This window comes from Flavobacterium cheonhonense (genome assembly GCF_035671315.1).
Taxonomy (GTDB): domain Bacteria; phylum Bacteroidota; class Bacteroidia; order Flavobacteriales; family Flavobacteriaceae; genus Flavobacterium; species Flavobacterium cheonhonense.
Genome location: NZ_JAXAVY010000004.1, coordinates 192,580 through 205,513, shown reverse-complemented (window position 1 = coordinate 205,513; position 12,934 = coordinate 192,580). Strand labels below are relative to the sequence as shown.

Genomic DNA, 12,934 nt, shown 5'->3' with positions numbered 1-12,934 from the left:
CTAAACTATGAAAATTATCAAATCCCTGTTTGCTTTTGCAGCATTCTTTGCCTTGAATTCAGTCTCGGCACAAACGATAACCGAGCGTTGGCCTGAAATCAGAGCGTATCACGAAGTTATTTCAAAAACATTTCATGCCTCTGAAGAAGGAAATTTAGATCCGATAAAAACGCATTCGGAACTCTTAGTAGAAAAAGCCGAAGCCCTTTCGGTTGAAAACATGCCAGAAGAATTCCGCAGTCCGAAATTGATAGAATCGTTAGTGATCTTGAAAAAAGAAACCAAAAAAGTAAACGATATGGTGCAAAGAAAGCAAAGCGATGCCGAAATCAAAAAATCGCTGGCTGCCTTGCACGACACTTTCCACAAAATCGTCGGCCTCTGTAAAGAAGAGAAAAAATAAACACTAAACCGGTCATTGCACCGGTTTTTTTGTGGGCAAATAGTTTTCAACAATTCGCATTCGACAAATCAAATATTGCAAATTAAATTTACCTTTGTGCGCTTATAAAAATTACGATTATGATTTATAAATTCAGAGCCATACTCGACGCCGAAGAAGATGTTTTCAGAGACATTGCCATACAGGAAGACGACACTTTAGAGGATTTACACAACGCCATTGTAAATGCCTTTGGTTTTGACGGCATGGAAGTAGCGTCTTTTTACACTTGTGACGACCAATGGAATCAAGAAGAGGAAATTCCAATGTTTGATTCGGGCGATGTTCCGGGTGAAATGAAAATCATGAGCGATTATCCGTTAAACCAACTTTTGAGCGCTGACCAAACTAAGATTATTTATGTGTACGATTTTATCAACATGTGGACTTTCTTAGTTGAATTAGCCGCCATCGAAGAACCGGAAAGCAGCGAAACTTATCCGGCTTTGTTGTTCTCTCACGGAGAATTACCCAATACCGCACCGGAAAAAGAATTTGAAGCTGAAAACGAAGATTTCTACTCCGAATTTGAAGACGATTTAGACGATGATGATTTAGACATGTTTGGCGGAGACGACAACTTTGAAGATTACGGATTTGAGGAGAATTGGAATTAGAGCGACTGAGTAGCTAAGTTACTAAGTGGCTGAGTTTTTCTTATTTTTATGTAATAAAAAACTTAAAAATATGAAAGCTTTCAGAGACTTATTAATTTGGCAAAAAGCAATGAATTTAGTAACCAATACCTATCAGATCACTCAAAAATTCCCAAAAGAAGAATTATTTGGTCTAACATCTCAAATCAGAAGAAGCGCTATCTCACTACCTAGTAATATTGCTGAAGGTTATGGAAGAGATAGCAATAAAGAATACCTAAGATTCATAAAAATTGTCATTGGTTCTTTATTTGAATTTCAAACTCAAATTGAGATTGCAAAAAACATCAATTACCTAAACGAAAACGAATTTAAAAATTTATATGAGGAAACCAGAGAACTTGAGGCCATGATTATTTCCTTTTCCAAAAGATTAAAATAATCTCAGCTACTCAGTAACTCAGCTACTCAGCACCTTAGAACCTTAACCAAAATGATCAACCTATTCAACGCCCACATCGAATCGTTATCCATCCACCGAGTTGGAAACAAAAGCCGCAATGAAGCTATTTTTTTATCGGAACAACCTTATGGTTTAAACGACGAAATCGTGCCGCTTTTGAAAGAGTATTTCTTTAAACCTTTCCGCGAAAAGGAAGAAAACTATTTTCAGTTTGCCCATGATGTTGATTTGGAATACAACGACATGTTTAACTTGGCTACGGAGCTTTTCCTGAATCCGAGTGACGCTCACGAAGTTTCTAAAAAAATCACCAAACACCTTTTTGAGCAGTCCAATCATCCGCACATTAAGAACGGAGAAGTGTATGTGGCGTACTTGACCAATGTTTCTATCGACAATAATACGGTAGATGCCATTGGCGTTTTTAAAAGCGAAATCAAAACCGATTTCATGCAATTTGAAGAAAAAGGCAGCACTTTGGAAATGATTTTGCAACAAGGCATCAACCTGAATAAATTGGACAAAGGTTGTTTAATTTTCAACCACAAAAAAGAAGAAGGTTATAAAATCCTGACCGTTGACAGCAACCGTTATGATGCGCGTTATTGGTTAGAGCATTTCCTTTCGGTAGATGCTTTCCAAGACGAAAACTTCTACACCAAAAAATATTTGAAATTCTGCCAAGGTTTTGCCAAAGATGTGGTTCTTCCGGCCGAAGACAAAAAAGAAGAAGTCATGTTTATGAACCGTTCTGTGAATTTCTTTGCCAAGAACGATGAGTTTGAAGAAAGCAAATTCTTGAATGAAGTATTGGACAATCCCGATTTGATTCCGGAGTTCAAAAACTACAAAGTAGACAAAGGTGAAAAATACAGCATAGAAGACATCACCAATTTCCCTATCGCTAATGCCGCGGTTACCGATGTTAGAAAATCGATTAAAAACGTGATTAACTTGGATACCAACATTCAAATTAAACTCGATTTTATCAATCCGGAAAGTGCCGAAAAGTTTGTAGAAAAAGGCTGGGACGAAGAAAAACAAATGTATTACTACTTGGTTTATTTCAATAAAGAGCAAAAATCTTAACTTGAATACTTAAAAAACAACATCCTCAATTGTTAAAACAATTGGGGATTTTTTTTAAACGCTGTTTTATTTTATATCTTTCCCTTTCGTTACTGTAAGCTATGACTTCGAAGCCCTATCTTTTCCTTCTGCTTTTACTGTGCTGTTGTATTGCTACAGCTCAGAAAAAAGACGTACACAGTGGCAACGATTCGACTATAGTGTATAAAAAAATTGAAAATCTATCTCAAAAAAGTAAGTTTAACCGCTTTATCTACAAACTTTTATTCAAATCAAACCGCCAAACAAAATCAACCAGCGGCGCTAAAAGAAGGCGTTTTTTAATCAAAAAATCATTCGACCGAAACGAAGGTAAAATCATCAGAAACATCAACATAGAAACCCTTGATCCGTTTGGTTATAGTGTAGACAATTACAAAGACCAGCCGGAAAAAGGCTTTGAAAAATTCGGAAACAGTTTGCACATAAAATCGAAGAACTGGACCATTCACAACTTATTGCTTTTCAAGAAAAATGAGCCATTAGACTCATTGATTGTCAAAGAATCGGAGCGTTTGATTCGTAGACAACGTTACACCCGAAGCGTTATTATCAAACCCGTTGAAATTCCGGGTAGTCGCGATTCAGTAGATATTTCGATTCGGGTTTTGGATACTTGGAGTTTAATTCCCAACGGAACATTGTCGAGTTCGCAAGGCAATTTTGAACTCACCGAACGCAATTTTCTCGGATTGGGACACGAATTCAGAAATGATTACACCCGCCGTTTCGATACCGGAAGAGATGCCTATTTAGGGAAGTATTCCATCAACAACATCAAGAATACGTTTATCAATGCTTCGCTCACTTATGAAAATTCACTCAACAATTACACCACCAAAAACGCTCGAATTGAACGTCAGTTTTTTTCCCCTTTAACCCGATTGGCCGGTGGAGCATTTTTTGAAAAACGCTTTTTTATCGATTCCCTTCCTGACAACAGCGGCATTTTTAACAAGCAGAATTTCAAATTAGATACTCAAGAATATTGGCTTGGTCATTCGTTTAAAATCTTCAAAGGTAAAAATGAAGATTTCAGAACAACTAATTTGGTTACGACCATTGGATTTAAAAATGTAAAATACCTTCAAACTCCTGAGCTGGTTTATGATCCGACGCAATTTTTTGCCAACGAAAAACTGTACTTGGCCACGATAGGTTTGAACACCCGAAAGTTTGCTGAAGATAAGTTTTTGTTCAACTTCGGGATTATTGAAGACATTCCGTACGGACAAGTATATGCCATTACGGGCGGTTTTCAGGAAAAAAACAACATCCAACGGACCTATTTGGGCGGTCGATTTGCTTACGGCGATTATTTTTCCATTGGGTATTTCAGTACCAATATCGAATGGGGCAGTTTTTTCAACAATGGCTGTACCGAAGAAACAACCTTCAGGATTGAAGGCAATTACTTTACCAATTTGCTGAACATGGGCGACTGGCGACTGCGTCAATTTGTCAAGCCGACATTAGTAATTGGTAACCATCGAGCACCTATTATCAAAGACCGTTTGCTCATTTCAGACGATAATGGCATAGTGGGTTTTAACAATCCGCTTATCAATGGTACTCGGAAATTTTCACTGGCATTGCAAACCCAAACCTACGCGCCAGGCAATTGGCACGGGTTTCACTTCAGTCCGTTTTACAACATGACATTTGCCTTTTTAGGCAATGAAAATAATCGATTTTTGGATAGCAGATTGTACTCCAAATTCAGCATAGGTGTATTGATTAACAATGATTATTTGGTGTTCAACAGTTTTCAAATATCTTTCTCTTATTATCCTTCTATTCCTTTTGAAGGCGAGAATTTATACCGAACCAATTCATTTAAAAACAACGACTTAGCCTTACCGGATTTCCAAATTGGGCAACCGGTGATTGTGCCTTACAAATAAAAGAAAAACGTCAGTTTTTGTCAGTTTTATCGCGTTTAAGCAACTGAAAGACTGCAGTTTATCGATTATTTTTTGCTTTTAAACGGTAAAACCATAAGTTTAACCTAATGCAACAAGCTGTTTTTCAGCGAAGTGCAAGACATTAAATCTTATGCCATGAATACCGACAACACTACATTCGGACTGGAGAAAAAGCACTACCGTTGTACACTGCTAGGACATCGCTATGTGGAAACCAAAAAAATTAACCTTCATTTCAGCGAGTACGAGTGTAAGATTTGCAAGACACAAGCCACTAATGACAGTCGCGGTAATAAAATTGTACTCACCACAGAGCTCAAGGAAATTAATGAAACCCTTTTTTATCTGAATTTGAAGAAACAATTCCTGAGTCGGTTTTATTTTCATAAAAAAGAGCGGTAACAAAATCCGATTTCATTCGTCCTACTTTTAAATCAAAAAACTGACCATTGAAATCGACTATCTTATCCATTAAAAACCTGCACAAACGTTACGGTAAAATCCATGCCGTAAATGACGTTTCTCTCGACATTCAAAAAGGCAATGTTTATGGCATTCTCGGCCCAAACGGCAGTGGTAAATCGACCACTTTAGGAATAGTATTGAATGTAGTCAACAAAACCTCCGGCGAATACCATTGGTTCGACGGAACGTTGGAAACCCACCAAGCCTTGAAAAAAGTAGGTGCTATTATTGAGCGCCCGAACTTTTATCCGTATATGACTGCCAAAGAAAACTTGGAGTTGGTTTGTAAAATCAAAGGCATCAATTATTCAAAAATCGAAGAAAAATTGGAGGTTGTAGGTCTCAGCGATCGCAAGAACAGCAAATTCAAAACCTTTTCTTTGGGGATGAAACAGCGCTTAGCCATCGCCTCTGCCCTATTAAATGATCCCGAAATCCTAATCTTAGACGAACCTACCAATGGTTTGGATCCGCAGGGCATTCATCAAATTCGAGACATCATTAAACTCATCGCCTCGCAAGGCACAACCATTTTATTGGCATCCCATTTGTTAGACGAAGTGGAAAAAGTGTGTAGTCACGTACTGGTTTTGCGTTACGGAGAAATTTTATATAACGGAACCGTAGATGATATGATTGCGCACGAAGGTCATTTTGAACTTCAAGCCGAGGATATGGAAAGACTTTTACAAACCTTACTCGAACATCCTGATATTGATAAAGCTTCGGAAGCAGAAGGCAAAATAATCGCCTATTTTAAAAGAAACGTTGAACCTTCGGCATTAAACAAATACTGCTTTGCAAACAACTTGATTTTAAACCATTTGGTATTGAAAAAGCTAAGTTTAGAAGAGCAATTTTTAGCCCTAACCCAATAAGACTACTGTAATGAAAAGACTTTTATCCATAGAACTTCAAAAAATCTGGAAAAATAGGGCTAGTAGAATCTTAACGATTACCTATTTTCTGTTATTGACATTTTTATCCTTTATTGCCTCCATCAAGTTTGACATAGGACCAATTCACATTCGATTAGCCGATCAAGGAATTTTCGATTTTCCGTTCATTTGGCATTTTAACACGTTTATTGCTGCCTTTCTGAAAATATTTTTAGCTGTCATTATAGTTTCGATGATGGCCAACGAATATAGTTATGGTACTTTGAAGCAAAACTTGATTGATGGAATGAGCAAGAAAGAATTCATCATTTCAAAGGTGTACACCATTATAGCGTTTGCGGCAGTATCGACTTTGTTTGTCTTTATTGTTTCGCTAATTCTTGGGCTGGTTTTTTCTTCGTATGATGAAATGAGTATCATTTTCTCAAAAATGGATTATCTGTTTGCTTACTTTATCAAATTGATAGGTTTCTTTTCTTTTTGCTTATTCATAGGCGTACTAATCAAACGGTCTGCTTTTGCTTTAGGCTTTTTGTTTATGTGGTTTATGTTTGAAATGATATCTTACGCCATTGCTTACAATAACTTTAGAAACCCGGCATTGATCGATAAAATATACGATTATTTTCCGTTGATGTCGATGTGGAGTTTGGTTCCGCAACCTTTTACCAAATTAAATGCTGTGAGAACAATAGGAAGCCAACTTGGAGTAGAAGACCTGAGAAATTATGATGTACCTTATACTTCCGTAGTCATTGTTTTGGTTTGGGCTACGCTCTTTATTTATGCTTCTTACAAAATCATTGAAAAACGCGATTTATAAGGTAATCATCAATCACCATACAATCAGGCCAACTCCGATTGGTCTTGCTGAAATTATCAATTCTTAAAGAAAACATAAATAGACCGGTTCTTTTTATGTTTTCTTTTTTATTTCCTAATTTTAGCGAATGAAAAAGAAGTTATTTTTTTGGTTAGTAATCGCTATTTTTTCGGCAAATTGTTACGCCCAATTTAGTAAAACACATTACATTCCACCTTTATCCGGATCCAGTTCTGTAATTTCCGAAGACCAATATTTATATATCTCTACGCCCAACGTTAATCCTATCAATTTCAGAATTATAGAATTGGGCGGCAACACCATTACCGGAATCGTTTCCAGGAGTAATCCTTATGTCTATTACGTTGGTTTCGGAAATGACACTCAGTTGCATATTGATTCGAGTTCTTCCAACATTGCCTTTTCCAACAAAGGATACATCGTAGAAGCCGATGACTTGATTTATGTGTCGGCCAGGGTAACTGCCGGTAGCGGTAATCAAGCCGGGCAATTGGTTTCTAAAGGAAAAGCTTCCTTGGGCACGCATTTCAGAGTAGGCGCTTTGACGAATTTGCAAGTCGCCAACTATTTCGACATTCATTCCACCTTCATTTCAGTCTTAGCCACCGAGAACAATACCACTATTAACTTTAGTGATTTTGGAACAGGCATTCAACCGGTTAACAGCGGTACCGGGGATGCACCTTTCAGTATTGTACTCAACAGTGGCGAAAGTTATGTAATGACAGTGCAAGGACCACACGATCCGAATCGTGCCGGACTCATAGGTGCGCTTGTGACTTCAGACAAACCCATTGCCCTAAATTGTGGCTCCTTTGGAGGCAGTAATGCACAAGGAAATCTCGACTTGGGCTTTGATCAAATAGTTCCCCTGGAAAGAATTAGCAATACAGAATACATTTTTATAAAAAGTACCGGTATAGATGCCGTGGAAACAGTACTCTTAGTAGCCGATACAGACAATACCGAAGTGTTTTTATCCGGTGCAACCACACCCAATTTCACCATCAATGCCGGAGATTATTTGGTGTTAGACGGTTCTAATTTTGATGCCGCAGGCAATTTGTACGTTCAAACCAGTCAAAAGGTATTCGCTTACCAAAGCATAGGTGATAACGGTGCTACCGACCAGCGCAATCAGGAATTGTTCTTTGTACCGCCATTGAGCTGTCAAACCCCAAGAATCATTGATAATATTCCTGCTATTGATTATGTAGGTTCTCGTCAATTTACCGGAAGAGTGACTATAGTTACCAAAGTTGGTGCTGCTCTGAGTTTTGTTATCGATGGCACTCCTTACTCTTTGGCCGCTTTATCCGTTATCGCCAACGTAAACGGTCCGACTGCAGTTCAAGGGAATGTTGACTATGAAACTTATGTTATCACCGGACTAAGTGGAAATGTTTCTGTTTTCTCAACCCAAGAGTTATATTTGGCTGCTTACGGTTCCAGTGGTGCTGCTACTTTTGGGGGTTACTACTCGGGATTTACTTTTGAACCCGAAGTTTCTTTCACGCAATTGGATCCTAACCAATTAAGCTGTATTCCCAATACGGTACTTTCGGTCAATACATTGAGTCCGTTTGACACGTTTCAGTGGTATTTTAACGGCAATCCTATAGCCGGTGCCACCAACAGCAGTTATACACCTTCGGCCTTGGGCCCGGGATATTACTATGTTTCTGCTACCATATCAAGTTGTACCTTACCGATCAATTCTAATGAAATCCCGGTAAGTTCTTGTCCGACTGATGATGAAAATGATGGTATCATCAACAACGTAGATGTCGATAACGATAACGATGGGATTACCAACTGTACTGAATCTTATGGCGATTTGGGAGTCAATCTAACCAATACTACCTTGGGTTCAGTATTTGTAGGAGACTATATTAATCCGTTTATTGGAAGTTTAAGTTTTACAGGTACCGGAACACCGTCGGCAACTCCTATTACTGGTGATGCTTTAGGAAACTTTGCTACTGAAGCCGCCACCGGAAAAAACAACAGTGTAAGTTATATTGCAACTTTTAACAATCCAATCAGCTTGTCTGTAGAATATGCTACAGTAGCAGCTAGTAGTGATTACTTTACGGCGTCAACAGAGTTCAGAATAAAATGCCCGATTAACAAAACACTTACCGTATTAAATCCTAATGACCAAATTCTAATTGACACCAATTACGATGGCATTTTTGAAAGTGGTGTTACCCAATATTCTTCTTTTGAAATTCGATTCCGCTTGAATGACAACATTGCTTTACCTCCTGGTACTGGCACATTTTCCATCAAAGGAAACTTAATCAATTCGATTACAATTACCAACATTAATTTAGTAGATTCCAACAGCAGTAGAGCTGCCTTGCGTTTGATTGCAACTTGTGTCCCTAAAGATACTGACAATGATGGCGTACCGGACCAAAACGATTTTGACAGTGATAATGATACGATTCCTGATTATGTAGAATCGCAAGGTGTTAACTTCACCGCATTATCCGGAGTAGATGCAAATCGCGACGGGATAGATGATATTTTTGGAACAGGAATCACACCCGATGATAAAGACAATGACGGCGTACCTAACTATTTGGATATGGACAGCGATAACGATGGGATTTTCGACATCATCGAATCGGGAAGCCCGAGTAACAGCAACAATACCAGTGGAATAACCACAAGTCCGGTTGGAAGTAATGGTATTGCCAATTCGTTAGAAACTAATCCGGATAGTGGCACAATCAATTACACTATATCAGATACAGATGGCGATGGCATTTTCAACTATATAGAATTAGACAGTGATGATGACGGTTGCTTTGATGTTACGGAAGCCGGATTTACAGACGAAAACGGCGATGGTATTCTTGGTGACACACCGGTAACCATGGCCGGAGAAGGTTTAGTATTAAGCGCAAGCGGCTACGGTGTTCCCAATGGAAATTACACTATTTCAGCACCTATTTCCATCTCGGTACAACCGCAAGATGTAACTACCTGTGAATTACAATCGGCTGTATTTACACTAACGTCTGTAGCAGTAGATAGCTATTTATGGCAACTGTCTACCGATAATGGCTTGACTTGGACAAACTTGACCAACAATGCAACATACAGCGGAACAACTACAGCAACACTTACAGTTTCGAATGTTTCACCGGCTATGGTAGGCTATCAATACCGCGTTTTTCTGAATAAAAACGGTAATAGTTGCGGATTGTATTCTGATGTGGCTACACTAACCACCTATGCTTTACCTGTAGTTACAACGCCTATTACACTTAAACAATGTGATGATGATACCGATGGTATTTCCATCTTCAACTTAACGCAAAAAAACGATGTGATTTCGGCGAATTATCAAAATGAAACCTTTACCTATTTCACTTCTCTTAATGCGGCTGAAAACGAAATCACTGCAGCACAAATAACCAATCCTATCGCCTACACTTCCGGTAACGCTAGTGTTTATGTTAGGGTAGAAAACAACAATGGCTGTTACCGAGTGGCCCGAATTGACATAGTAGTTTCGGTTACACAAATTCCGCCCAGCTTTGTTATTCCAAACCAATATTTGTGTGACGACTATTTGGATGCGATAAATAACGACTACGACGGTATCTCGGGACCATTCAACTTTACAGCGATTCAAAACAGTTTAGCGGCGATTTTACCTGCCAATGTCAGCATCAAGTTTTATAAAACGGAGGCCGATTTCTTAGCTGAAACGGATGCCGCAGGAAACTCGTTAGCCATAACAGACATTACCAACTACAGAAATATCGGCTTCCCGAATACGCAAACTATTTGGGTTCGTGTAGACAGTACTTTAGACAATTCTTGTTTTGGTTTTAAAACTTTCGATGTGGTGGTTGAACCAACACCGGTAGCCAATCCGGTTAATGCTGCAAACCTCATTAGAGCTTGTGACGATGACCAAGACGGCATTTTCGGGTTTGATACGTCAAACTTGGCAGCGACAGTTACAAATGGACAAACCGGCGTCAATGTGAAATACTACCGAGCCGATGGCACTCAGATTGTACCCTTTACCAATCCGTATTTTGTAAACGGTTCGGAGACAATCACTATCAGAGTAAGCAACAACACTACACAAACCGGTGGTCAACCTTGTTATGACGAAGTACAATTACAGTTTATCGTAGATGATTTACCACAAGCTTTTTCTGTAAATCCTGCTTTAGTGACTGTTTGTGATGATGAAGTTGAATCATTAAATCAAGATGGTTTGTATGATTTTGACACTTCGGGAATTACGGCTCAAATTTTAGGCACACAAACCGGCATGAATGTGTATTTCTATGACGAAAACAATGCATTGATTCCGAGCACTGTTCCCAACCAACTTCCGAATCCGTTTAGAACGGGTACGCAAAATGTAACTGTGGTAGTAGAAAATCCTACCAATACAAGCTGTACAGCTCAAACTGTAATCCCTTTTGTAGTCAATCCGACACCAAAAATTGACCAAGAAGAAACAGTTATTATTTGTTTACCGGCAACCCAAGCACTGCTGGATGCAGGTATTATCGACAACACACCATCATCTGCTTACACTTACCAATGGTATGAAAACAACGTAATTATGCCAGGGAGAATCAACTACACGTTGACTGTAAATACACCGGGCGTTTACAGCGTGGTAGTTCGCAACAGTTTTGGTTGTACCAAAACGAGAGTGATTACCGTAATCGGTTCAGAAATTGCTTCTATTCAGAATATTGCTATAGAAGACTTACAAGACATTAATTCGATTGCCGTAACCGTGAACGGTTCCGGAGATTACGAATATGCTTTGGATGACGAAAGCGGTCCGTATCGCGATACCGGCTTCTTTACCAATGTACAAATTGGTTTCCACACACTTTATGTCCGTGACAAAAACGGCTGTGGTGCTTTAGGTCCGATTGTAGTTCCGGTTTTGGGAATTCCGAAATACTTCACACCAAACGGCGACGGATTCCACGATTATTGGAATGTAAAAGGCGTTAGTGCTTTGTACAACTACCGTTCTACCATTTATATTTTCGACCGCTATGGTAAATTACTAAAACAACTCAGCACTACTGAAATCGGTTGGGACGGCACCTATAACGGACACCAGATGCCTGCCGATGATTATTGGTATTCCATTCAGTTTGAAGACGGACGCAGCGCCAAAGGCCATTTTACTTTAAAACGCTAAAACATGAAAACCACTTTTAGTCTTTTGTTATTAGTTGTCCACAGTTGGATTCAAGCGCAAGAACTGAAAGTCTCCAGTGGTTTTGTACAGCGTTTTGAAAACTTTAAGTCGGCTTTTGTAGACGCACGAAACATCGATGTCTGGCTACCAAAAGGCTACAACACTGCCGAAAAATACGCGGTAATTTACATGCACGATGGTCAGATGCTATTTGACGCCAATACCACTTGGAACAAACAAGCTTGGGAAGTAGACGAAGTCGCCGGTAAATTGAATGCGGAAGGTAAAGTAAAAAAATTCATAGTAGTAGGCATTTGGAATATAGCTGCTAAAAGACATCCTGAATATTTTCCGCAAAAGCCATATGAAAGTTTGACGGCTGTTCAAAAAGATACTGTTACAGCGCAATTGCAAAAAGCCGGTCGAACCAAAGAAGTTTTCAAACCTTACTCCGATTTGTATTTAAAGTTTTTGGTAACCGAATTAAAACCCTTTATCGACAAAAGATTTGCTACTGCTCCGGACAAAGACAATACCTTTATAGCCGGCTCCAGTATGGGCGGTTTGATTTCCTTGTATGCGATTTGTGAATATCCGCAAGTTTTTGGAGCAGCGGCTTGTATTTCGACGCATTGGCCGGGTATTTTTGCGGTAGAAAATAATCCGATTCCGGACGCTTTTTATGCGTACATGAGAAAGCAGTTGCCTGATCCTAAAACGCACCGAATATATTTTGACTACGGCGACCAAACCTTAGATGCCTTGTATCCGCCATTGCAAAAAAGAGCTGATGCTGTGATGACAGAAAAAGGATTTACGGCTGCCCATTGGACTACACTATTCTTCCCCGGAAAAAACCATTCCGAAGAAGCTTGGTCGGAAAGACTTCATATTCCTATGGAATTTCTACTGAGAAAATAAACCCTAGCCCGGATAGCAGTGGAAATCCTTTTTGGGTTTCTTTTGTTA

At 39.1% G+C, this 12,934-nt stretch carries 10 protein-coding genes; all 10 read left to right on the top strand.

Annotated features, from left to right (window positions below):
* Nucleotides 1–7: 7 nt before the first annotated feature.
* The 10 genes from SK086_RS10665 to SK086_RS10620 all read left to right on the top strand — a co-directional run bounded on the left by SK086_RS10665 (nt 8) and on the right by SK086_RS10620 (nt 12,886).
* Nucleotides 8–403, top strand: coding sequence for a hypothetical protein (locus SK086_RS10665; RefSeq protein WP_324691589.1), 396 nt, complete (start codon nt 8–10; stop codon nt 401–403).
* A gap of 119 nt (nt 404–522) precedes the next feature.
* A complete protein-coding gene (locus SK086_RS10660) occupies nt 523–1,059 on the top strand; it encodes an IS1096 element passenger TnpR family protein (protein ID WP_324691588.1) in 537 nt (178 codons plus the stop codon).
* A gap of 70 nt (nt 1,060–1,129) precedes the next feature.
* The gene (locus SK086_RS10655; RefSeq protein ID WP_324691587.1) at nt 1,130–1,480 is read left to right on the top strand and encodes a four helix bundle protein; all 351 of its coding nucleotides are present in this window, start codon (nt 1,130–1,132) and stop codon (nt 1,478–1,480) included.
* A gap of 51 nt (nt 1,481–1,531) precedes the next feature.
* The gene (locus SK086_RS10650; RefSeq protein WP_290875485.1) at nt 1,532–2,590 is read left to right on the top strand and encodes a nucleoid-associated protein; all 1,059 of its coding nucleotides are present in this window, start codon (nt 1,532–1,534) and stop codon (nt 2,588–2,590) included.
* Nucleotides 2,591–2,691: 101 nt separating this feature from the next.
* Nucleotides 2,692–4,533, top strand: a complete 1,842-nt coding sequence (locus tag SK086_RS10645) for a hypothetical protein (protein ID WP_290875483.1) — start codon at nt 2,692–2,694, stop codon at nt 4,531–4,533.
* 156 nt (nt 4,534–4,689) lie between these two features.
* The gene (locus SK086_RS10640) at nt 4,690–4,956 is read left to right on the top strand and encodes a hypothetical protein (RefSeq protein ID WP_290875481.1); all 267 of its coding nucleotides are present in this window, start codon (nt 4,690–4,692) and stop codon (nt 4,954–4,956) included.
* 47 nt (nt 4,957–5,003) lie between these two features.
* Nucleotides 5,004–5,897, top strand: a complete 894-nt coding sequence (locus tag SK086_RS10635; protein ID WP_290875478.1) for an ABC transporter ATP-binding protein — start codon at nt 5,004–5,006, stop codon at nt 5,895–5,897.
* Nucleotides 5,898–5,907: 10 nt separating this feature from the next.
* Complete coding sequence (locus tag SK086_RS10630) at nt 5,908–6,741, top strand: ABC transporter permease (RefSeq protein ID WP_290875476.1); 834 nt, start codon at nt 5,908–5,910, stop codon at nt 6,739–6,741.
* A gap of 127 nt (nt 6,742–6,868) precedes the next feature.
* The gene (locus SK086_RS10625) at nt 6,869–11,965 is read left to right on the top strand and encodes a T9SS type B sorting domain-containing protein (RefSeq protein WP_324691585.1); all 5,097 of its coding nucleotides are present in this window, start codon (nt 6,869–6,871) and stop codon (nt 11,963–11,965) included.
* A 3-nt stretch (nt 11,966–11,968) separates the two neighbouring features.
* Nucleotides 11,969–12,886: an alpha/beta hydrolase gene (locus SK086_RS10620; RefSeq protein ID WP_324691584.1), complete on the top strand. Its 918-nt coding sequence runs from the start codon at nt 11,969–11,971 to the stop codon at nt 12,884–12,886.
* Nucleotides 12,887–12,934: the final 48 nt, after the last annotated feature.